18 protein-coding genes and 1 tRNA gene are annotated in these 22,734 nt (G+C 40.7%); 5 read left to right on the top strand and 14 right to left on the bottom strand.

The annotated features are described in order from the left end of the window. The first annotated feature begins 181 nt into the window (after positions 1-181). Entirely contained in the window at positions 182-844 is a 663-nt protein-coding gene (locus JZO70_RS20160; RefSeq protein WP_207675491.1) for a GAP family protein, read from the top strand. A gap of 41 nt (positions 845-885) precedes the next feature. On the opposite strand, the gene JZO70_RS20155 is transcribed toward JZO70_RS20160, so the two are convergent. The 8 genes from JZO70_RS20155 to rpoN form a co-directional block, all read right to left on the bottom strand. Continuing rightward, complete coding sequence (locus JZO70_RS20155) at positions 886-1,146, bottom strand: hypothetical protein (protein WP_207675490.1); 261 nt, start codon at positions 1,144-1,146, stop codon at positions 886-888. Positions 1,147-1,170: 24 nt separating this feature from the next. Further along, positions 1,171-2,088, bottom strand: a complete 918-nt coding sequence (locus tag JZO70_RS20150; RefSeq protein ID WP_207675489.1) for a nitrilase-related carbon-nitrogen hydrolase — start codon at positions 2,086-2,088, stop codon at positions 1,171-1,173. A gap of 474 nt (positions 2,089-2,562) precedes the next feature. Next, positions 2,563-3,876 carry a phosphopyruvate hydratase gene (gene eno / locus JZO70_RS20145; RefSeq protein ID WP_207675488.1) on the bottom strand — a complete coding sequence of 438 codons (1,314 nt, stop codon included), beginning with the start codon at positions 3,874-3,876 and terminating at the stop codon, positions 2,563-2,565. Positions 3,877-3,986: 110 nt separating this feature from the next. Then, a complete protein-coding gene (gene tpiA / locus JZO70_RS20140) occupies positions 3,987-4,742 on the bottom strand; it encodes a triose-phosphate isomerase (protein ID WP_207675487.1) in 756 nt (251 codons plus the stop codon). Between the two features lie 84 nt (positions 4,743-4,826). Then, on the bottom strand, positions 4,827-6,017 hold the full coding sequence (locus JZO70_RS20135) for a phosphoglycerate kinase (RefSeq protein ID WP_207675486.1): 1,191 nt from the start codon (positions 6,015-6,017) through the stop codon (positions 4,827-4,829). A 134-nt stretch (positions 6,018-6,151) separates the two neighbouring features. Further along, positions 6,152-7,153 carry a type I glyceraldehyde-3-phosphate dehydrogenase gene (gene gap, locus JZO70_RS20130; protein WP_207675485.1) on the bottom strand — a complete coding sequence of 334 codons (1,002 nt, stop codon included), beginning with the start codon at positions 7,151-7,153 and terminating at the stop codon, positions 6,152-6,154. Positions 7,154-7,192: 39 nt separating this feature from the next. After that, complete coding sequence (locus tag JZO70_RS20125; protein WP_207675484.1) at positions 7,193-8,230, bottom strand: sugar-binding transcriptional regulator; 1,038 nt, start codon at positions 8,228-8,230, stop codon at positions 7,193-7,195. Between the two features lie 172 nt (positions 8,231-8,402). After that, on the bottom strand, positions 8,403-9,704 hold the full coding sequence (gene rpoN, locus JZO70_RS20120; protein WP_207675483.1) for an RNA polymerase factor sigma-54: 1,302 nt from the start codon (positions 9,702-9,704) through the stop codon (positions 8,403-8,405). Positions 9,705-9,757: 53 nt separating this feature from the next. Between rpoN and JZO70_RS20115 the strand changes: the two genes are divergently transcribed. Both JZO70_RS20115 and JZO70_RS20110 read left to right on the top strand, forming a co-directional pair. After that, positions 9,758-9,829, top strand: a tRNA-Arg gene (locus JZO70_RS20115). Positions 9,830-10,001: 172 nt separating this feature from the next. Continuing rightward, a complete protein-coding gene (locus tag JZO70_RS20110) occupies positions 10,002-11,765 on the top strand; it encodes a YfhO family protein (RefSeq protein ID WP_207675482.1) in 1,764 nt (587 codons plus the stop codon). A gap of 127 nt (positions 11,766-11,892) precedes the next feature. Here the strand turns inward: JZO70_RS20110 and rpoE are convergent, their stop codons facing one another. Both rpoE and JZO70_RS20100 read right to left on the bottom strand, forming a co-directional pair. Further along, positions 11,893-12,498, bottom strand: coding sequence for a DNA-directed RNA polymerase subunit delta (gene rpoE, locus JZO70_RS20105; protein ID WP_207675481.1), 606 nt, complete (start codon positions 12,496-12,498; stop codon positions 11,893-11,895). A gap of 73 nt (positions 12,499-12,571) precedes the next feature. Next, a complete protein-coding gene (locus JZO70_RS20100) occupies positions 12,572-13,006 on the bottom strand; it encodes a DUF1934 family protein (protein ID WP_207675480.1) in 435 nt (144 codons plus the stop codon). A 139-nt stretch (positions 13,007-13,145) separates the two neighbouring features. Here JZO70_RS20100 and JZO70_RS20095 point away from each other — a divergent pair, with 139 nt between their 5' ends. Then, entirely contained in the window at positions 13,146-13,961 is an 816-nt protein-coding gene (locus JZO70_RS20095) for a lipoate--protein ligase family protein (protein ID WP_207675479.1), read from the top strand. Further along, positions 13,948-15,309: an HD domain-containing protein gene (locus JZO70_RS20090; RefSeq protein WP_207675478.1), complete on the top strand. Its 1,362-nt coding sequence runs from the start codon at positions 13,948-13,950 to the stop codon at positions 15,307-15,309. The genes JZO70_RS20095 and JZO70_RS20090 overlap by 14 nt, the downstream gene beginning before the upstream one ends. A gap of 13 nt (positions 15,310-15,322) precedes the next feature. On the opposite strand, the gene JZO70_RS20085 is transcribed toward JZO70_RS20090, so the two are convergent. From JZO70_RS20085 to JZO70_RS20070, 4 genes are all read right to left on the bottom strand, one after another. Next, positions 15,323-16,654: an NAD(P)/FAD-dependent oxidoreductase gene (locus JZO70_RS20085; protein WP_207675477.1), complete on the bottom strand. Its 1,332-nt coding sequence runs from the start codon at positions 16,652-16,654 to the stop codon at positions 15,323-15,325. Next, positions 16,651-18,138 (bottom strand): AcpB/EbpR/MafR family transcriptional regulator, encoded by a 1,488-nt coding sequence (locus tag JZO70_RS20080; RefSeq protein ID WP_207675476.1) that lies wholly within the window; start codon positions 18,136-18,138, stop codon positions 16,651-16,653. Before JZO70_RS20080 ends, JZO70_RS20085 begins: the two co-directional genes overlap by 4 nt. A gap of 221 nt (positions 18,139-18,359) precedes the next feature. Further along, positions 18,360-22,364 carry a WxL domain-containing protein gene (locus JZO70_RS20075; RefSeq protein ID WP_207675475.1) on the bottom strand — a complete coding sequence of 1,335 codons (4,005 nt, stop codon included), beginning with the start codon at positions 22,362-22,364 and terminating at the stop codon, positions 18,360-18,362. Further along, positions 22,354-22,719, bottom strand: a complete 366-nt coding sequence (locus JZO70_RS20070) for a hypothetical protein (protein WP_207675474.1) — start codon at positions 22,717-22,719, stop codon at positions 22,354-22,356. The genes JZO70_RS20075 and JZO70_RS20070 overlap by 11 nt, the downstream gene beginning before the upstream one ends. Positions 22,720-22,734 lie beyond the last annotated feature (15 nt).

Here is a 22,734-nt window from a genome sequence, read left to right as displayed (position 1 = left end):
ACCTAGTATAGCAAAAAGTTTGCCTTCTTTGAAAAAATTTGCTATAGTTCAAGGAAAGAGAACAAATGCGTGTCGCCGGACACAAGAGTATTTTACCTGCACTTAGGCCATTGTGGTGCAGTTAAGATGCTCTTTTTTTGTTTGTCGGCAGTTTACTCACGTAATAGTAGGAGGAAAAATTATGTTTGCCATTTTAAGTATGACCTTTGTTACCAGTGCTTTAGACAGTTTAAATCCCGTTGCCATCGCGCAGCAGCTGTCCTTCCAAGCCCTCAGCAAAAAGAAAAAAGATATCCGCAGTTTCATCGTGGGGATTGGGTTAACCAACTTCTTAGCCGGACTGCTTTTTTATCAAGGAATCAACCAGCTGTTCGTGCGCTTTTACCAAGAGTTTGTTCAACGCTTTCCAATGTTTCTGCCTACCGCGGCCCTTTTAGCTGCCCTAGGGATTATCTATTTTGTTTTTAGGAAAAAGGAAAACGAAAAACAGGAAGAAAAGAAAGTCACTAATCTAAATGCCACCAAGCTGTTCTTCTTAGGCGTGTTGGCCTGTGTCTTGGAATTGTCCAGCGCCCTTCCTTACTTTGCCTTCTTAGGCTTGCTGGTGTCTTATCAACTGTCCTTTGGTATAGTTGCTGTGTTGCTGGCGATTTATAACGTCATCTATATAGCACCCTTATTGCTGATTTACATTTTCTCCATTTATTTTGAAGACAAACTAACCGTTTTTTACAACAAATTCAATCAGCTGATTCATTGGGTGTTGAGATATTTGGTGCCGCCAATGCTAGTCTTGATCTCCCTAGCTTTAGCAGCTTACGGCTTGCATGCCTGGGTATTATAAAAGAACGAAGCCGTTTGACTTCGTCCCTTCAAGCTTTACAACTATTTGTTTTCTAAAAAAGCTCTCTTCGGCATTTGTAAATTTGCCGAAGTATAAGCACACATGAAGGCTGTCCCATTTGGATAGTCTTCCGGTGCCATGGATTCGAAAATTTCTTTTAATGGAGTGTATTGATCCTCCCAAGTTTTCACTTGAATATCGCCAGCTTTTTCAATCAACTCCTTTTTTGTCACGGGAAAACGCACGTCCAATTGATTGAAGGCCTTCACAAAATAGTGCATGCCAATATTCGGAAATCCCATCGTTTTACCTCCTCTCGCTGCTAATTACTTTTCATCTAAATAGGTGTACATCGCCGAGTCTCGGCCCAGTCCATGGGTATCAGGCGACGCCGCACCGCGGTGGTTTCGTAACCAAAGTAAATTCCCCATCAATGCCTGCTGCTGAATTGCATCACATAAGCCAGGATAAAGATCTGCCTTAAAAATATAGGGAATTCCCACTGGTGCCTGAGCGATAATATCCCCTTCCGGATTAACTACCATGCTGCGGCCAAATAACGAATAGCACTCATCCATCTCCGAATTATTCGCGGCTACCACATATACCTTGTTGAAATAAGCACCTGCCCGATTGGTCAGCTCGTATTGATTTTCAAACGGTGTCATGTAGGTCGTTAAACGCAGAACTACATTCGCACCCTTCGATGCCGCTTCTCGCCAATTGTCCTGATAGTCACCATCAGAACAAATAATCGAAGCAATCCGTGCACCCTTCGGACCTTCAAACACCCGAATCTCATCCCCCGGACTCGAAGGCTCAACCGGATTCCAAGGTGTCACCTTGCGATAAATATCGACAATCTCCCCCTGATCATTAATAGTGATCGCGCAATTTTTATAGAAGTTTCCATCCTTTTCATCTACGCAGGCCCCCACTACCAACCAAATTTGATATTCCTTGCAAACTTCCTTCAGCCGTTTAAGTTCAGGTCCGTCTAGCGTAATACAGCACAGTGAGGCGTGCGGTCCCACCCCGTTCAAAGAAGCTTCAGGTGTGACAATCATGTCGATTCCTGGAAATCCTGTAATCGCTCGATCGATCCACTCAATTATTTTATCTACATTCTGCATGACTTCTTCTCGTGTTTTCGGAACTACTGCTAGTTTCATCTGAAAAAGTGCCACACTTAAACATTCCGTTTCAATTTTTCCATTTAACGGAAAACAATTTCCTACATTCATAACCTTTCCTCCCGTATTAAAAGTTTAGTTGTCTAATCTCCGATCATCCAAAACTGATGACAAAATAAACGTACCTTCGCCGAACTAATCTTTTCTAAACCTCCCTTACCTACCAACGAAGTAAACGCTATCAATCATTTCTTACTTTCAATTTAGCAAAGAAAAAGAGTTAATAATTGTAAAAAAGAGTAATTTTAGGCGAGTATTTTAGGGGAACGTCTAGTTTAGGGATGTTACATAGTGATGTCTAGTCTGCGCCATGCGGAGTGCAAGGTTGAACTGGTAGCTAGCTCGTATTAATGAGTCTAATTGTCGTTCACATACCATTCCACTAAAATGCTCTAACCTGATATAAGTTGAAAATTGTTTATTTGACGAACTTGCTTCACTAAACTGCGAAAAGTGGAACTGGCAAAAAAAGACCCGCTATCTCGAAAGATAAACGGGCCTTAACGATCCAATTTTCAGTAAAAATTATTTACCGATGAATGGGTTGTTTTTTAAGTTGTAGAAAGATTTGATTCCTTGGTATTCAGCTACATCGCCAAGTTGGTCTTCGATACGTAGTAATTGGTTGTATTTTGCAATACGGTCAGTACGTGAAAGAGAACCAGTTTTGATTTGGCCAGCGTTAGTTGCAACTGCAATGTCAGAGATTGTTGAATCTTCTGTTTCACCAGAACGGTGAGATACAACTGCAGTGTAGCTAGCTTTTTTAGCCATTTCGATAGCATCGAAAGTTTCAGTCAAAGTACCGATTTGGTTAACTTTGATCAGGATTGAGTTAGAAACGCCTTTTTCAATACCTTCAGCTAATTTTTCAGTGTTTGTAACGAACAAGTCGTCACCAACTAATTGAACTTTGTCGCCTAAAGCTTCAGTTAATTTCTTAGTACCTTCCCAGTCGTTTTCGTCTAAGCCGTCTTCGATTGAGATGATTGGGTATTTAGAAACTAATTCTTCGTAGAAAGCGATCATTTCGTCAGTTGTTTTTTCGCCTTCGCCTGAATCAGCTAAAACGTAAACACCTTTTTCTTTGTCGAAGAATTCTGAAGAAGCAGCATCCATAGCAAGAACGATGTCTTTACCAGGTACATAGCCAGCTTTTTCGATTGCTTCGATGATTACTTCAAAACCTTCTTCGTTAGAACCAAGGTTAGGAGCGAATCCGCCTTCGTCACCAACAGATGTAGCCAAGCCTTTTGCTTTCAAGATTGAAGCCAAAGCGTGGAATACTTCTGCGCCGTAACGTAGAGCTTCTTTAAATGTAGGTGCTCCTACAGGCATGATCATGAACTCTTGGAAATCGATAGAGTTGTCAGCATGTGAGCCACCGTTGATGATATTCATCATAGGAGTAGGCAAAACTTTTGTGTTGAAGCCGCCAAGGTAGTTGTACAATGGCACTTCTAGATAATCAGCAGCTGCACGAGCAACGGCAATTGATACACCAAGAATAGCGTTAGCGCCCAATTTACCTTTGTTAGGTGTGCCGTCTAATTCGATCATTGCTTGGTCGATAGCCGCTTGATCGCGAACATCGTATCCAATGATAGCTTCAGCGATGATGTTGTTTACGTTGTCAACAGCTTTAGTAACACCTTTGCCGCCGTAACGAGCTTTGTCGCCATCACGTAATTCAACAGCTTCGTATTCACCAGTTGAAGCACCTGAAGGAACCATTCCACGGCCGAATGCGCCGCTTTCTGTGTAAACTTCTACTTCGATTGTTGGGTTACCACGTGAGTCTAGGACTTCGCGAGCGTAAACATCTGAAATAATTGACATGTTTTGTCTCTCCTTTGAGTTTTGTTTTATTAATAGGGTATAAAACCCTCATAACCAATATTAGTCAAAAACGACCACAGTTGCAATCAAAATTGTCTTATTTGACGAATTTATTTTGCACCTTCAAGTAAAGCTAAGAAAGAATCAGCTTTTAAGCTGGCTCCGCCAACTAAAGCTCCATCAACATTTTCTTTAGCCATGTATTCAGCGATGTTTTCAGGTTTAACTGAACCACCGTATTGGATACGTACAGCTTCAGAAACTTCTTTACCGTAAATGCCTTCAACAGTTGCGCGAACAACGCCGCAAATTTCGTCAGCGATTTGTGCATCGGCTGATTTACCAGTTCCGATTGCCCAGATTGGTTCGTAAGCAATAACCATGCTTGATACTTGTTCAGCAGTTAAGCCGTCCAAGCCAGCTTTGATTTGGCCTTCGATCCATTCAGCTGTTTTGCTTGCTTCGTAAGTTTCCAAAGATTCGCCACAGCAAAGGATTGGAGTCATGTTGTTAGCAAAGATTGCTTTCGCTTTTTTGTTGATTTCTTCGTCTGTTTCATGGAAGTATTCACGACGTTCTGAATGGCCGATGATTACATATTCCACACCAAGATCAGCTAATGCAGCTGGTGAAGTTTCACCAGTGAAGGCACCAGAATTTTCCCAGTAGCAGTTTTGAGCAGAAATCTTCAATTCAGTTCCTTTAGCAGCTTCAACTAATTCTTGCAAGAACAAAGCAGGTGATCCAATAACTGAATCCACTTGGTCGTTTGCAGGAATTTTGTTTTTCACTGCTTCAGCAAAGTCTTTTGCTTCAGAGGCAGTCAAGTTCATTTTCCAGTTTCCAGCGATAATAGGTTTACGCATGTAGTAGCACTCCTTTTCGTATTAAAATACTAATTTTCCGCAAGAAACGAAGCGAATAGTTCGCTTCATTCCTCGCAAAAATAATTATTTGTCGTTGATTGCAGCAAGTCCAGGTAATTCTTTACCTTCTAGTAATTCAAGACTTGCACCGCCACCAGTTGAGATGTGCGTGAATTTGTCAGCAAAACCTAATTGTTCTGCTGCCGCTGCAGAATCTCCACCGCCGATGATTGTTGTTGCGCCTTCTAAGTTAGCAATTGCTTCGCAAACACCGATTGTTCCGCGTGCAAAGTTGCTCATTTCGAATACGCCCATTGGTCCATTCCATACAACTGTTTTAGCGCCTTTTAAGGTTTCAGCGAATAAAGCAATTGATTCAGGTCCAATGTCAAGACCCATTTGGCCTTTAGGAACGGCGCCTTCATGTTCTTCAGTTGGTACATCGTTAGAGAATTCAGCTGCTGTAATTGAATCAACTGGTAAAACTAATTTGTCGCCAGCTGCTTCGATTAATTCTTTCGCCAATTCAACTTTGTCTTCTTCAACTAGAGAGTTGCCGATTTCCATGCCTTTAGCTTTGTAGAAAGTATAAGTCATGCCGCCGCCGATCAAGATTTTGTCAGCTTTAGGAATCAAGTTTTTGATTACGCCGATTTTGTCAGAAACTTTCGCTCCACCCAAAATTGCGATCATTGGACGTTTTGGTTCTTCAACCGCTTCGCCGATAAATTTGATTTCTTTTTCCATTAAGAAGCCAGCAACAGTTGGAATACCTGTTGATGCAATCCCAACGTTTGAAGCATGCGCACGGTGAGCCGTACCAAATGCATCATTTACAAATACGTCGCCTAAAGAAGCCCAGTATTTGCCAAGATCAGCGTCATTGCCGCTTTCTTTTTTGCCGTCGATATCTTCAAAACGAGTGTTTTCAAAGACAACTACGTCGCCGTCTTTCATGTTGTCGATAGTAGCTTCCAAATCAGCACCACGAGTTTCAGGTACGAAAGTTACTTCTTTACCTAAAAGTTCGCCCAAACGTTTAGCAACTGGTGCTAAAGATTTGCCAGCTTTATCTTCATCAGTCTTTACGCGTCCAAGGTGAGAGAATAAGATTGCTTTCCCACCGTTGTCGATTACGTAGTTAATAGTAGGCAGTGCTGCTTTGATACGAGTATCATCGCCAATCACACCATCTTTTAAAGGAACATTAAAGTCTACACGTACTAAGACTTTTTTATCTTTTAAATCAATATCTTTGACAGTCATTTTTGCCATGAAAGAAGACCTCCCAATATTTTTTTGACACCCTGTATAGTATATACCTCTTCAATAAAAAAAGGTAATGATAACCTATTAAAAAAACGGAGAAGCGCGTTGCTTCCCCGCCTATTTCAGACAATGTTTAGATCTTATAAGTTAGCAAAGTATTCTAAAGTACGAACTAATTGTGCAGTGTATGACATTTCGTTGTCATACCAAGCAACAGTTTTAACTAATTGTTTGTCGCCAACAGTCATAACTTTAGTTTGAGTTGCATCAAATAATGAACCAAAAGTCATACCAACGATATCAGAAGAAACGATTTCGTCTGTGTTGTAACCGTAAGATTCGTCAGCTGCTGCTTCCATAGCTGCATTGATTTCATCAGCAGTAACTTCTTTTTCAAGAACAGTTACTAATTCAGTCAATGAACCAGTTGCGATAGGAACACGTTGAGCAGCGCCATCTAATTTACCGTTCAATTCTGGGATTACTAAGCCGATAGCTTTAGCAGCACCAGTTGAGTTAGGTACGATGTTTGCAGCGGCAGCGCGTGCACGACGGAAGTCACCTTTAGGATGAGGTCCATCAAGAGTCATTTGGTCGCCAGTGTAAGCGTGGATAGTTGTCATGATTCCTTCAACAACACCAAATTTGTCGTTTAATGTTTTAGCCATAGGAGCTAAACAGTTAGTTGTACATGAAGCACCTGAGATAACTGTTTCTTTACCAGTTAAGATGTCATGGTTAGTGTTGTAAACGATTGTTGGAACGTCGCTTCCACCAGGAGCAGTGATGATAACGCGTTTAGCGCCACCTTTTAAGTGTAATTCAGCTTTTTCTTTAGAAGTGAAGAATCCAGTACTTTCAAGAACGATATCTACACCTAGATCGCCCCAAGGGATTTCTTCAGGGTTACGATGAGAAGTAACCTTAACTTCTTTACCGTTAACGTCAAATGATCCTTCGTGAACTTCAACTGTTCCATCGAAGCGACCTTGAGTTGTATCATATTTTAACAAGTGAGCTAACATTTTAGCATCTGTTAAATCGTTGATTGCAACTACTTCTAGTCCTTCTACATTTTGAATGCGACGGAAAGCCAAGCGCCCAATACGTCCAAATCCGTTAATTCCAACTTTTACTGTCATTTAAAAATTCCTCCTTATGGAATTAGAAAAATATTTATTTTAAAGGGTTACCCCTTTTAAAATCTCGTTTGCTGCGGCTTCATCAGTGATGAACCACGTTTGTTTTGGTGCATTTTTCATATAAGCCATAATTGCTTTGGCTTTTGATTTTCCTCCGGCAACTGCCAAAACGACTGGAATCTTCTGTACATCCTCTAGTGTCAACCCAATTCGGGAAGCACGGTAGACGATCTGACCACTTTCATCGAAGAAATAGCCAAAAGATTCTGCTACAGCTTTGTGTTGTCTTAGAGAAACAATCTCTTTTTCCAGCATTTTACGTCTGGCTGCCATATGCAATGCCCGTCCAATACTATGAACGACGCAGTTTGCTTCTTTAATTGTTTCAAGAACATCCATAATAGACGGTTCCTTCAGCAATGTGTGGTAGGCTTCCTGACTCAGCTGTTCTGGTACATACAATACCCGGTGATTGCCTTTAGCATTTGCGGCCATCACTGCGCTGACTGAGTTGGCTTGAATGGAAACAGATTCCCCAATGCCGCCTCGTGCTGGCACAAACAAATTCTTGCGATTGCTTGTTTCAAGCGGCGTAATATGCTTGGCAATTTCAGCCATTGTTGTCCCGCCCATAACTGCGATAACATTTCTGCCATCAGGTAATCGGCGATGTAAGGCTTCATTAACGAGTTCCCCAAAATCTCCAATTACTTTCGGCTGTTCATCACTGTCTCCAGATACGATGAGACACCGATCAATGTTAAACATGGTGGCTAGATGCTTTTCCAGTTGATCCATCCCGGTGAATTGATCCATCAGCAGATCTAACTGCTGCAAGATTTCTTTTCCCCGTTCAGTTAACGACATACCGCTTTTCGTTGTTTCGATCAGACGTTGATCTCTTAAGAAATCTGTCTCACCACGCAACACACGTTCCGTTAAGTTTAATGAATCAGCAAGGTTTCTGCGCCCAATCGGCTGCATCCAGAAGATATTTTGTAGTACTCGATATCTTCTTTTTACCGCATTTAACACATCAGGGGCAATTGCTTCAAGAACTCTGATTTCTGATAACAAAGGATTCCCTCCGTTGGACTCCTTAAGTCCCTCATAGACTTTTAGCGACCCATGAATAGTAAAAAAAAGTAAGTTCAATCGTTGATTTTTTACAATCTCAAAACCTTACAAATTGAATTTTACCAGTTTTGGCCCTAACAAGCAAGGAAAAAGCCAAGATTTTTTTCTTGGCTTAGTCAAATCGTTTTCTTTTAGATGAACTGGCAATACCCAATGCTTCTCGGTACTTGGCTACTGTTCTACGGGACACTTTTTGCCCATTTGTTTTTAACATATCCGCAATCTTTTGATCAGATAACGGCTTGTTTTTATTTTCATCGTCGATAAATCCTTGGATCAGCTGTTTTACTTCATCCGCCGATGTATCTTCGTCGCTGATTTTATTCACGAAGAAGCTTCGTAATTCAAAGACGCCAAAATCAGTTTCGATATATTTGCCGTTTACTGAACGGCTAATCGTGGACTCGTGAACTTCCAACTCCTTGGCGATGTCTTTTAGCATTAGCGGCTTCAATGCCCCCTTTTTCTCTAAAAAGAAAGGCTCTTGGTATTTCACGATCAGCTTGCCCACCTCTAAGATCGTGTCCTTGCGTTGACCAATCGTTCGTTTCAGCCACTCATATTGCTGCAGCTTTTCTTTCAAATACTCCTTGGTCTCAGCATCAGCCTGCTGTTCCAAACGGGTAAAATAGCTTTCGTTGAAGTTCAATTTCAGCTGTCCACGTTTATTAGAAAGAACCGACAGCTGTTCCTCTTTACGAATAAGCGTCAAATCAGGAATGATAAAATCCGGAACGCTCTCGCCAAAGCCTGCTCCTGGAAAAGGGTTCAAGGAACGAATGTAGTCAATTATCTCTTGCACTTGAACCATCGTCAACTTGTACTCTTTACCGATTTGTTCAAAGCGATGATTAGCTATTTGATCAAATGCTTCTTCTAATAGTAAGTAGGCTAAATCAGGTGCGTGGTTGTCTCTTTCAGTTTGCAGCATCAAGCATTCCTGTAAATTTCTGGCACCTACGCCAGGTGGATCAAGCTGCTGCAGCAGTGTCAGCGCATCCAAGAGTTGAATATCAGTAGCGCCCATTTCCTGCTTAATTTCTTCTTCGTCTACCTTCAAGTAGCCGTTGACATCTACATACTCCACCAAAACCAGCATCAGCTTGCGTAAAAAGGTATCACGATAGTTTAGATGGATTTGGTTAATTAAATATTCAAATAATGATTCATGCTGGTCAGGAATCTGTCCAATGAAATCTGTTTTTTCAGAACGATTGCCCATCATCGTCAGATCACTGCGAATTTTTGGTGCCACCACTTCAATCAACGGATTTTCTAAAGAAACCGTCTCAACATAGTCCCGCAGCTCTTCAGTGTTGAATTGAAGCATTTGAATAGCTTGTTGGAGTTTTTGCGTCATGGCCAGCTTTTGGGTCTGTTGTTGTGCTTGCGAATAACCTTGTTGAAACTTCATAGTAATTTCCCCTTGTATTTTTTAGATTATATGCTAAACTAATAATCGTTGCTGCGCCCTTAGTGTAGTGGATATCACGTAAGATTCCGGTTCTTGAGACGGGGGTTCGATTCCCTCAGGGCGCGTCTTGTAAGCAGTTTTAAGTATACATTAGATTACGTAATTTTACAAAATGCTGTTGTGAAGCGGATTACGGAACATCTGAATAATACATTCGTGAGAGCTGAAGAGCTCTCTTTTTTTATTTTAAAATATATACACAATCTGTTGTCCTCTCAAATATGAGGACTTTTTTATTTGGCTGCAGATTTTTCTTTTTTCAACTGCAGACATAATGATACAATAATTTCAGAAAGCGAGTTGATTTGTTTGATAAGAAGGCTGATTGCCAATCATAAGTTAACTATTATTCATCTGCTGATCGGAATAATTATATGTTTAATCATAATGGCACCTTTCCTCTTGAACAAAGGTATTTACGTTCAGGACGATTTTTCCTTTCATCGGGTACGGCTGGAAAGTTATTACGGTGCTGTCATATCAAACAATTTTTTCCCGAAGATTTTTCAAAATATGGCAAATGGGTATGGCTATGCTGCTGATCTATTCTATCCGTCAATTTTATTATACCCTTACGCCATTCTTAGAATGCTTGGATTCAGTTATTTGAATTCTTACAATGGATACATGCTGCTGATTTGTATTGCTACATTCGTTTCGGCTTATTTTTCTGCGAAACCTTTTTTTAAAAAAGACAATCCTTCACTGTTGTTCGCTATCATTTATATAACTTCCACTTATCGGCTACTGGATCAGTTTGTCAGAGGGGCGCTTGGCGAAACCTTGTCATTCGTGTTTTTGCCAATGGTCTTCTTGGGATTGTATCGGATTTTTTATCAGGAGGATAGTAAAAACGGTTGGGTTACACTCGGCGTGTCCATGGCCTTATTGATCCACGCGCATTTTATTACAGCTTATTTTGTGGTCATAGCTATTGGGATCATGCTTATTTTTCAGTTCTTTTTGAAGAGATTAACTAAGTATAGGTTGTTGAAATTTTTAAAAGCAACTGTTTTAGGAGTATTGTTAAGTGCCTATATTTTGCTCCCTATTTTAGAACAAAACTTGCACATCGATTTTAATTACATTGAAAATCGTACGCTTTGGTCGAATGGGTTAAAGTACAGTTTTTTTAATCTATTATCCAACTCATTAGCCAACAGTGCGGATACTTGGGGAGATTTAAAACCCGGCATTGGAGTTGCGCTGATGATTTTTGTTCTAATTGCGGTCACAATCTTTAAAAGATTAACTGGCAGGACAAAGCTGCTGCTGGTGATTGGTATAGCTTTCTCACTACTTACAACAAATCTTTTTCCGTGGGTGCTTTTTAAAACTAGTTTTCTCTCCTTTGTTCAATTTCCCTGGAGATTATTAACGTTAGGAACATTCTTTTTAAGCTTAGCCTTCACGAGTTTTATCGATGATTTAAAAGTTCCGAGAAATGCGCAAACAGGGCTTTCAGTATTGCTAGTGGTTCTGAGTATCTCTTTTTCTACTAATGCACTATACGATTTTCAGCAAAAAAACATACCAAACCTTACGAATGAGAGTTATGGCGATTATGCACTTTCTTCTATAGGTGGCGGTAGAGAATATCTCCCAGCTAATATGGACGCTGATCAAATGTTTGCTAATCCTGATAACAATCCTTCCATGCTAAATGATGCTGCGACAGTCTACGAAATCGTTAATGACTCTAATGAGTATAATGAGTTTACGTACTCGATCATTTCTGCAGATAACCAATTGGTCACACTGCCGAAAATTGCTTATAAAGGTTATGAAGTAGAAATAGATGGGCAAAAAGTTGCAGTCACTAACAAAAAAGGGCTGCTTAGCTTTAAAGTTACTAAAGGAGATCATACTGTTCGAGCAATCTATAAAGGGACGTTTGTGCAAAAAGCATCCCTTGTTGTCTCATTGATGGTTTGGGCAATTATTTTGATTATCCCTTCCAAATCGCTGAAGCTGCCAAAAAAGAAGAAAACTGAGGCGTAGGGTTCCCAATGTAAAATAGCATTTAGATCCTGAAAATCTATAAAAGCAAAAAAGGCTAGCCGTTTGAAGAAATCATCTTCGAACTGCTAGCCTTTTTAATTGTTGATTCATTTAAACTGAAGACAGTTTATTCTTCGTCTTCGTCGTCATCAAAATCATCATCGTCGTCATCATCAATGACACTTAGATCGTCTTCGATTCCACCAGGGACAACTTCTTCGTCATCGCTGTTTTCATCGGCACCGATCTCTTGTAAGTCAGAGTTGTATGCTGCGATTTCATCATCGTCATCATCGTCGTCAACAATATCTTCATCATCATCGTCGTCGATCAGATCTGCATCTTCTGGATCGTCGTCGTTGTAGTCGATGGCATCGTCATCGCCATTAATGAAGGCATTTACTCGTTTACGTTTTTTACGACGCGGTTTTTCTTCGTCTTCTTCATCTAATCCATGATTAACTTCTTCATCAATTGAGTCGATAGCGTACCATGAACGCAATCCCCAACGATTATCTCCAAGTGAAATGAAGCTTCCATCAATATTTAGATCGGTATAAAATTGGGCTAATGCATCACGAATCTCGCTGTCTGACTTGCCAAGGTATGTTTGGATTTGATTCACCAAATCTGAAAAATCCATTACCTCGCCGCGTTCTTCCAGGATTGCGTGTGCCACTTCAATCATTGATAATTCATCTTTAATTAAACCATCAAAAACACTAAGTTCCAAGTATGACACGTCCTTTCAAAGTCTACTCCTTATCATACAAAATCAGTGACTAAAAAGCAAACCTTTCTTTGTTTTAAGTGGTAAATTCTAAGACTAAATTATAATCTCCAACTTTTTCGTCATGCATTGCCAGTGAGTAGTCGATGGTAATGATTCCCGAAAATGGCCGGTCTTTTAAACTAACATGCAGTTTATGTGTATTTGTGGTAATCACGAACATCCCATAAGGTGTTTTGTAGCTGGTTTCAATTTTCTCCCGATAGCCGAATTTCATGCGCAAGCGCATATCGCCGGAGCGAATTAATTGAACGCGGGAATCTGGTGTGATTTTCATCGTCACCGGTACTTCCTTGCCATCCGGCTGTTCTTCCTTATAACGAATGTATAAGGTATCACCTATTTGGACCACTTGGCCTGACAAGTCGAATACAAATTCTTCCACTTCATTGTTTTGAGTTACTTTTGTTTGCAGTTTTATCTTGGCTGGAGTTCCTCCACTATTATTCACTGAGTCTCGCCCCTTTCACTCCTATTTTTCACGGTTTTAATTTTTTTGTCAACTACTTGCTTTATTTAGTTGCTTGCACTACGCGAAACGCCCATTTTTGTTTATACTGGTACTAGACATTGTTTGAAAGGAAGATTTTATGAAAACTGCCCTGCTGTTTGACCAAGGAATGATTTCCCGTGCCGATCACTTTAGTCCTTTTGCCCTAACGGACGTATTAACTACATATGCTGGAGAAAAGGATCAACCGATGATTCATTTTTGGCAGCTTTCTCAAACCCTCATTTTAGGCATGAAGGACAGCCGCGTTCCTTATCTTAACCAAGGATTGCAGGCAATTCAAGCAGCCGACTATTATCCTTTACTGCGCAATGCGGGTGGCCTGGGCGTTGTCAGTGATGCCGGGATTTTGAATGTTTCCTTAATTTTGCCGAAGCAATCCATCAATCCGTTATCCATCGATGATGGGTACCAAACAATGCTGGATTGGCTGAATCGCACTAGTTTCGGTAAGGCAACCATCACAGCCGGGGAAGTAGCGGATTCCTACTGTCCTGGGAAATTCGATCTTTCTATTAACGGTAAGAAGATTGCCGGGATCGCCCAACGCCGGGTTAAAGAAGGCGTTGCGATCATGATGTACCTAAGTGTTTCTGGTGATCAGAAGTATCGCGGCGAGTTGGTTCGATCATTTTACCAGGCTGGTCTAGAAGAGGCCTTTGGAACTTTGGGTTATCCCGCAGTCAATCCTGATAGCATGACGACACTGTCTGATGTATTCGAAAAAGAATTATCGATTGCTGAAGTCAAAGAACAGCTGCTTCAGGGAATTGATTTTACTGATGAAACTACCCGCTTACCGGAATTTTATCAAACAGAGGAATACCAGCAACGGTTAAAAAATATGTACCAGCGCAATACTGGCATTCAGGAGGAATTGCATGACAAGCTATAAGCACCAACTATTACCGATGGAAAAAGTATTCCGTGACCCGGTTCATAATTATATTCACGTACAGCATCGGGTGATTTTAGATTTAATTAATTCACGAGAAGTCCAGCGTTTGCGCCGGATTAAGCAATTGGGAACTTCTTCCTATACTTTTCACGGAGCGGAACACAGTCGTTTCTCTCATTCATTGGGAGTCTATGAAATCACCCGCCGAATCTGTGATATTTTCAAACGCAATTATCCGGTGGAAAAATTAGGAGAAGATGGTTGGGATGATTCCCATCGTCTAGTTGCCCTTTGTGCCGCACTGCTCCACGATATTGGACACGGACCTTATTCTCATACCTTTGAGCATATTTTCCATACCGATCACGAAGCGTTGACGGTTGCGATCATTACATCACCGGAAACGGAAGTCTTCCAAATTTTGAATAATGTCGAAGAAGGATTTCCCGAAAAAGTGGCCAGCGTCATCACCAAAACCTACAGCAACCCTCAAGTCGTTCAAATGATCTCCAGTCAAATTGACGCCGATCGGATGGATTACTTGCTGCGGGATGCCTATTATACCGGGACCGAATATGGGACCTTCGATTTAACTCGAATCTTACGAGTCATCCGCCCTTACCGTGGCGGCATTGCCTTTTCTATGAATGGTATGCATGCCGTGGAAGACTATATTGTCAGCCGCTATCAAATGTATGTACAGGTCTATTTCCACAATGTTTCACGAGGAATGGAAGTAATCTTGGAGCATTTATTGGATCGAGCCCATGAATTAAGCCAAGAAGATCCTGAAATCTTTGCGTATCATTCACAGCTATTGATGCCATTTTTGAATCAATCTTTTACTTTAGAGGATTATTTGAAGTTGGATGATGGTGTGTTGAACACGTATTTCGCGCAATGGGTTGATGAAAAAGACGTGATTTTAAGTGATTTGGCACAACGGTTCCTCAATCGCAAACCATTAAAATCTGTTGCGATTGATACAGCAGACAATCCATTAATTGCAAAAATGCGGGAACTGGTGGAGGAAGTCGGATTCAACGGGAAGTATTATACAGCAATCAATTCCAGCTATGATCTTCCTTATGATTTTTACCGGCCGGAGCTAGGTCGCCATCGGACCCAAATTGAGATTATGCAGTCAGATGGGACGTTAGTGGAATTGTCACAGGCTAGTCAATTGGTTGCGGCCTTGGCGGGACAAAGTCAAGGAGATGCCCGCTTTTATTTCCCGAAAGAAATGACCCAAGCTAGTCCGAATAATGCCAATTTATTTGACGATGACTACAACGAATTTGCCAGCTATATTCGCAACGGTAAACTGATCAATATGGAACGCTAGCACAAAAGACGTGCTAGCGTTTTTCTTCATTATATAGATAATCCAACGCAATTTCGTTTAAGCAATGGGTCTCTTTGGAAGGATAGGCTGCGTGGAAGAAAAAGTCGTGAGTTGCTAACTCTTCTACTGTCAATTTACCGCGAATAACTAACGAAAACAGATTGGCAAAGGGACTAATATCGGCCTCCGAAGCCGCTTGAATTCCCAAAATCTGATGGTTGTCTTCACGTACAAATATCACGACATATACTTGAGGAGAATCTTTTCCAGGAAGCGAATAAACACCATTGCATTTATTAATATGATAAGAAGTAAAGCGTTCGTTGCGCTTTTGGGCTCCACTGCGAACTACTGTCATACCAAAGGCCGCAAAGACGTTAGTTTTGGTACTTTCAAAGGTGAGTTCTTTTTTCCCGCTGATATGATCAGCGGCAACCAGGGCGGTCCGAACAGAATTGTTAATTAGCGGCATGTAGAATTTTTCTTTGATCGGCATTAAAGTCAATCTCAACAAATCACCTAATACATAGATGGAATCTTCTGCCTGAAAGTTGCGATTCACAATGCTGCTGCCATCGATATCTAAAGTGATCGCGTCCTCCAGTATTTGGTGATTCGGCTCTAGGTTGGGGGCTTTGATGATCATATCGGTTTTGAAGCTTCCTTCATTCGTGCGAATACAGGCGCTCTGGGCATCTTCATGAATTGACTCAAAATCAATCCCCGTATGAAGCTGAATATTACTTTCTTGAAGCTTCTCTGTGATGGCAGATGAGATGACTTCATCTACTGCCAGCTCCAATAAACGATCAAATTTTTCTAAAATAGTAATTTGCAGCTCTGGTTTAAACTGCCTCAAAGCCGAAGCTAGTTCTATCCCGATAATCCCGCCGCCTAAAACGGCCACTGAGGAGACATCTCCCTGTAATTTGTCTAATGTCTGTTGGGCATCAGCTAGTGTTTTAGTTTGGTATACAAGATTCGTTCCCTGTTCTAAAGCTAGCGGTCGCTGAATTGACCCGGCCGCTACAATTAGCTGGTCATAAGATACCAACTCCGCCTGCCCCGCTTTTACAATCGTTAGTTCTTTTGCTGCTGGATCTACGAAGGTACATTCACTTCCTAGATGAACATCAATCTGCTTGCTTTTTAATTCTGCCACATCATAAAGAATGGCTTCTTCCAACGAATTAATTTTTCCTTTTAGAAACTCATTTAACCCATTGGGTACATACCCTAAATAGGTTTCTTTCTCGTAAATCACTATTTTTTGCTGCTTATTTAGTCTTCGGAGTTCTAAAGCTGCCTGTACTCCAGCAAAAGAACCCCCTATAATTACAATCATAATTTATAATCCCCTGTCTCATTTGCTAATTCATTCAGCATCTCTTTTAACGCGAAAATATCATACTCATTACCGATCTCAGAAATAACATAGTAGTTTTCCACCAGCTCATCTTTCTCAATCTTGTGATCACTAATAACAAGGTCATAATATTTTCCTGGGACATAATCCTCAAACTCCACCGGATAGTTGCTGGTCAAGGCTTCAATCAGCAAAAGCTTGTTGGCCCGATTACTCACCCGGTTAAAGGAGAAGGATAAACCAATAACAATTTCCCGAACATTTCTGCGGGAGATTAATAACAAAATATCCATGTACACCCCAAATAAAACGCATTCAGGAATGAGTGCTTTGCGATATTTTTTAGCAAACTTCTGAACACGGTGTACCATCTCTTCAGCATGAGGTTGATAAAAATCCATTTCCGGAATCCCCTCACCGGCTGTTGCTGCATGCTCATAGTACTCTTCAAACCAACCTGAATACTTAAAAACATTAAAGTGAATTCGGAACAGGAACATCGTAATCTCTAGCCACAATCCCGGATTCCTTTTCTGATTAAAAAATTCATTCTCGTTCAGATAGTCAAATATAATGTCGTTCATTTGAATAACTGGCGTCTGCTCTTGGAAATTCCTTTCATATATATAGTAGCTGACATCATCTGTTGCTGAGAATATATTGATATTGCATAAGAAAAAGTAGAAGCTTTTCAGCTCAAAGGTCTCAATTGTAATCGCATAGCGTTCAGAATAAATCGATAGTGCTTCTTTCACCAGCTTCAATACTTTGGGTGAGATCGTTTTTTCTTCTTCTTTAGTAATCTGAATTTGAAATTGATCCTGTTTCTTCCGACGCCGGCCAAAAATTTCTAAATATAAAGCAATTTTCTGGCGAATCTCCTCAGGAAATTGCTTTTGGAAGGTCGCCTCTAAGTGATCAATAACCATTTGACGCATCGATAGCTCGATATCAGAAGTAACTCGCGATTCTGTATACCACAGTAATTGGAAATAGAAGTAACGAACCTGCAGCTCGTCTCCCTGAACCTCGCCATTTTCTAAAGTCAGCTTGAATTCAGCTAATGCATCATTTAACTCCTTAATCTTTCGGAAAAAAGAAGCGCGGCTGATTTGAAATTTTTGAGTAAAATAAGTAATTTCTTTTTTTAGACCATCCATGTGCTCAACTAGCAGCTGATATTTGATGGAGTCCTTTAAACGGTCAATCATCATTTCGTGGATGGTAAACTCTGGTGCCAGTCTCAAAAATAATTCCGGTCCATCAAAAATAATTCGCAGCTTCCCATCTTGTGCTTCTAGGGAAGCATTGATTTCGTCTAAATATTTATGCAGCGTCGGCAAAGAAACTTGAAACTCTCGCATCAAATCCTCTTTTGTTCCCACTCCACCGCTGCGGTAAAGATGGCGGATAATTCGTATTTGCAGATCGGCCGAGCGATCAAGTAAATGATGGATATTCATTTTCTTCACCTCCTAGATTAAGGATAAATGAGAAAATGAAATATTACAACTTATGGGACCTATTTACAAAAAATATTTTAACGATCGATTGATACACCCTAATAATTGATTATAAGTTACACAGAAGAATCATCATCTTAAACTAATTGTCTTCTGTAAAAACCTTTTCGACTTCATAAAAACAGCCCAATACAATGTCTTGGATTGCATCGGGCTTATCTTTATTGAGTAGGCTCACTCACTAAAGCCCATTGAATCTCCGTTTGATACGTTTCTTTATTTTTGTTGTGTCCCTTAGGTATTCTCAGCTTCACTTCTTCGGCAGCCCATTGCAAGGTAGAAGTCTCCTTGCCAGAATTCGTTGTATTATACGCTCCGAAAATAGTCTGCTCTTGCGCTTCCGCAGAGAGAACAATCTCATTGGCAAACATTGAACTTTCAGCTGTCTCAGGGTCCATTTGACTATTTCTAGCTTTCCCCTGCGGAATTTTTATTGCTGCTCCTTTAATTTCTTGGCCGCTAGCTGAACGGAAAGGCTGTGTTTGCTGAATTTTTAGTTGCCAGCCGCTTTCGTTAGTGCGAGCGTCTGAAACTTGAACCCACTGTTTCTCTAACAAGCTGCCGGTAGTCGTAAGCGCCGGCAATGCGTTGTAGGTTCTGGCATTATAATCCAACGGCACCTCACCAAAGCGGAAGCCATTAGGGATGTAATCCAAGCGTAAGTCGCCAGTTTCCTTGGTACCGTCATTTTCCTGACCGTTTTCTGGTCGGGTCCCTGGTTGCGGGTCATCAGGGTTGACAATTTCCGGTGGTCGATTCGTATCAATTCTCACTTCTACCTCATGGCTCAATCCAACTTCATTTTGAGCGTGTTCGGGTGCCACACTTAATGCCACAGCATAAGTACCTGGCTCATTGACCAACTGTGAGAAGTCATGCTCGATAAATTCAGCTAAAGAAATGTGTTCAAAATCCCGTAAACAGTAGCTGTCAGCCTGAATGTTTTCTTCCACTAATTGATGGAAATCATTTCGGCTTAAATCTTTCACTTCAGAATGATACAACGTTACATCCTCACCTGTCAGTACGTGACTCGTCGCATGGATGATCAATTGACTATCAATCACCGTTTGGTTCCCTGCGTCGTCACTTAATTGGACGGCTACGTCGTATTCACCAACCTGCTGCATGTATTGCTGCAGCTGATCCAATGTATCCTTAAATTGACTATGAATTACTGTTCCAGGATTTGTGTCTGTCCGATTTAAAGTAAAGTACGCCACATCAGGCAATTCCTCTCCCATCACCGCATGGACAGTTGCTTTCTCCGCTTCTGGGGGAGTTGTATCCAGCACTGTGACTTGATCCGTTGCATACTTACCATTTTTGAAAGCATACGCTTCAATGATATTTCCAGCCGTAAATACCGGCATATCTTCTGAAATCTTGAATTCAAAATCACCTGTTTCATCTGCTTGAATCGTAAACGGACTATTTTTTTCATCTACTGGTTCACCGTCCAAAATTTCTACAGGACTTTTGACTAAATTTCCTTCAGTCGGAAAACTGATTCGGCCATTTGGCACAACCGTTTCACTCAGACGTACATAGGCATCAGGATTAGTTTTTCCTTTTATCAAAGTTGCATTTTCATCAGACGGATTATCTACCGGTTGACTAGAAAGTTCTACTTCTACATCCGGAATAAATTCAAACAATAGACGCTGGAAACCATTTGTTCGTCCGGTATCAAAATTGGCTAAAAACTCTTGGCGAATCTCAGAATTTACCGAACGGGCTTTCATGTTATTACGTGTTACATTATATCCACTATATGGAATCTCCATTTCAAACATTGGCGACCAATCATACGTTGGCTCTTCACTTGTTTGGCCACGGGTCCATGCTTTGACACGTTGAACATCTACATTAAAAACGCCTCTATACATGTAAATTAGCGCACTATAATTTGCAGGAGGAGTAAGAAATTCTAAGTCTACACTCTTCGCGTCGCTAAAAACGAATTCTGAATTGGAGCCTAAACTTAATAGGTATCTAGCTCCAGTTCCGTCTCCGTCTGCTCTTAAATTGAAAGTACCTAATCGTCCGACCTTAAATTTAGCATAATTTCCCGCACTAAAAATATTGTTATTGGAGTTGCCACGATTAATTGAAGTGATATCAACGATACCGCCTTCTAAGCCTAAGTCTGGATTATCTGATTTAACCTCAAAAGTTGTTGGGTTACCGCTAAGACCAGCACCCATATCCACAATACTTCCCGTAATTCCATCTGCATTTACAATAAGACTTGCTGCTGAATCAATTAAAAATTGGCTGCGTCCCCCTGCATTGATTGCTTTTGCTGCCCCAGATCCCTGCAAGTTTAGATTAACTTCAGCTTCTGGACTCAAATTGAATACGCTATCCGTTCCCAAAGAAATAGCAGAGTGTATACTACTTATATTTTTAGTATCCATATTTACCTTCGCCTGTTTTTTCAGCTGAAAAGTACTGTTGTTACCTAATTCTATAGCCGCATTGTTGTAGGTTACTCCTCCGATGTCAAAATTTATCTCTGCCCGTTCACCTAATTGGAAATTACTTCTAGCTCCAATACTAATAATATCTCGAGTACTTGAATGACTGTCTTTCTGAACAATCATTTTGCTATCTTCTTCCATTATGAAGGTATTGTCAGTGGACATATTTAAAATACCAAATTGGTCACGAGCTTTTCTGTCTGGATGATAACGATACGAATACGTAATAGTTGAACGCTTCTTCATATGGAATGTCCCATTCATATTAATTCCATATCCAAGGGCTTCACCTATTGATCTGTTCCGCTCAGACTTTGCCTCTAAATCAATATCAGCATCCTCACCGATAATCACGTTACCACTACCTGAAATATCTATATTTCCAGCACTTTGTGTTTTTCCAATAAAAGTAGAACCATTGAGCATCTCAAGGTCACTGATTTGTAAATTAGCATCAATATCACCGTACGTTGTCTGATTATTACCATCAAATGGTGAATCGTAATTGTAATACATATCATTCACAACATCACCCGAAAAAGTTACATGTGTACTTACTGCATAAAGCATCTGGCTACCAATATTAATGTAATTATGAAACGTTTGTGTAGAATCATTTTTCGCTGAACGCGCAGTGAATGGGCCGTAATGATTTCGAGAGTAAGCAGTCAAATTCTGAACTGTCATGTGCCAAGTTCCACTATTAGGTACATAAGAAGTACCACGAAAATCAACAGTATGACCATTACCTTCAACGATAATTTCCCTTGTTCCATTAGCATCATTTTGATCTTGGTAATGGTGGTGGATACGTGACGGACTAAGATCAATCAAGAAATCATTCATCACATTGAAAACGACGATATTTCGATCATCCCATGCCGCTTGCCAATCTTCTTTGTTATAAATCATCTTAATCTGCTCTGGTGAATAGTTCCTTAAATCCTTCTCGCCGGTTTGAAAACTTGCTACATCGGACTTACTGGAAGGTGTGGGATATTGATACGTTTCAAAATAAGCACTAATGTCATCTTCCGGTTGAGGTTCTTCTGTCACTTCATCTGCTGTAGCAGCGGGTTCTTCTAATTGTTCTGGTTCTTCTATCTGTTCAGTTTCTTCTGGTTGCTTTATTTCTTCTACTTGTTCTGCTTCTTCTGGTTGGATGATTTCGGGCTCGAAAGTTTCAACTACTTCTTCAATCACAGTCGGTTCATCAATTACAGACTCAACTAACTCAGGTTCAGGTTCTCCAGCCGCTTTTGTGATTGTAACGGGATGTGAAAACAAAGGCAGCTCCCCAGCTTTTTCCAGCTGCAAAGTAAATGCTGTCCCTTCGACTACTTCCGGTTGGATACTTAAATACAATTCTCCCGAAATAGTCTCCTCATTTAATCCGCTGAAGACAATAAAGTCTTCTTCAGCGATTACTTCCAGTTCTGGTGAGGAATCTTGAAAGTCAATCCCATCAGGCAGGCTAAGTCGATAGCTGCTTTCATCAGGAATCGCTTCTAAAGCCTGATCACTGACAACTAAGGAAAATTCGTCAGCAACTTGCTGATCCTCAGACTCCAACAACGTCATTGTTAATGTACTTACAGTTTCTCCAACTGCTTTTATCGGTACTACCAGAAAAGAAGGCAAGAGCAGCATCAACACAAGCAATATTGACATTTTATGTTTCAACTTTATCTTCCTTTCTTTTTCTTTTCAGTAATAACAATAAAAACAGCAGGAATAATACGCCTATCCAATGCCAGTTGTTTCGAATAAAATTCGTCTGGGGATAATAAGCTGCGGTACTCGCTTTTCGCGGCGTTATTCTTTGACTTGCTGGGGTGTCTGTCGGGATATCAGCTTGTTCAATTTTCAAACTAGATTGACCTTGCGGACCCGCCGGCTGGTTAGGTTTAGGCGGCTCAATATCTGCCCACCCCTCCAGTCGGATCGATCCTTGTGTTTCTGCTGCCAAGGCCTGATAACCTCCAATACAAAAGAAGCAAGCAAAAGAAGAAAGTAGTAAAACTACGACTTTTTTCATTGCTTGCACTCTCCT

It is taken from the genome of Candidatus Enterococcus moelleringii (genome assembly GCF_017377575.1).
Classification (GTDB): domain Bacteria; phylum Bacillota; class Bacilli; order Lactobacillales; family Enterococcaceae; genus Enterococcus_A; species Enterococcus_A moelleringii.
Note: the sequence above shows the minus strand (reverse complement) of the source record. Positions and strands in the feature narration are given on the sequence as shown.

Excerpts from the sequence above, each read along its gene's own strand:
- eno (WP_207675488.1), bottom strand. The coding sequence starts at position 3,876 with ATGTCAATTATTTCAGATGTTTACGCTCGCGAAGTCCTAGACTCACGT.
- JZO70_RS20095 (WP_207675479.1), top strand. The coding sequence starts at position 13,146 with ATGAAAACTGCCCTGCTGTTTGACCAAGGAATGATTTCCCGTGCCGAT.
- JZO70_RS20090 (WP_207675478.1), top strand. The coding sequence starts at position 13,948 with ATGACAAGCTATAAGCACCAACTATTACCGATGGAAAAAGTATTCCGT.
- JZO70_RS20085 (WP_207675477.1), bottom strand. The coding sequence starts at position 16,654 with ATGATTGTAATTATAGGGGGTTCTTTTGCTGGAGTACAGGCAGCTTTA.
- JZO70_RS20150 (WP_207675489.1), bottom strand. The coding sequence starts at position 2,088 with ATGAATGTAGGAAATTGTTTTCCGTTAAATGGAAAAATTGAAACGGAA.
- JZO70_RS20080 (WP_207675476.1), bottom strand. The coding sequence starts at position 18,138 with ATGAATATCCATCATTTACTTGATCGCTCGGCCGATCTGCAAATACGA.
- JZO70_RS20155 (WP_207675490.1), bottom strand. The coding sequence starts at position 1,146 with ATGGGATTTCCGAATATTGGCATGCACTATTTTGTGAAGGCCTTCAAT.
- gap (WP_207675485.1), bottom strand. The coding sequence starts at position 7,153 with ATGACAGTAAAAGTTGGAATTAACGGATTTGGACGTATTGGGCGCTTG.
- rpoN (WP_207675483.1), bottom strand. The coding sequence starts at position 9,704 with ATGAAGTTTCAACAAGGTTATTCGCAAGCACAACAACAGACCCAAAAG.
- tpiA (WP_207675487.1), bottom strand. The coding sequence starts at position 4,742 with ATGCGTAAACCTATTATCGCTGGAAACTGGAAAATGAACTTGACTGCC.
- JZO70_RS20070 (WP_207675474.1), bottom strand. The coding sequence starts at position 22,719 with ATGAAAAAAGTCGTAGTTTTACTACTTTCTTCTTTTGCTTGCTTCTTT.
- JZO70_RS20160 (WP_207675491.1), top strand. The coding sequence starts at position 182 with ATGTTTGCCATTTTAAGTATGACCTTTGTTACCAGTGCTTTAGACAGT.
- JZO70_RS20135 (WP_207675486.1), bottom strand. The coding sequence starts at position 6,017 with ATGGCAAAAATGACTGTCAAAGATATTGATTTAAAAGATAAAAAAGTC.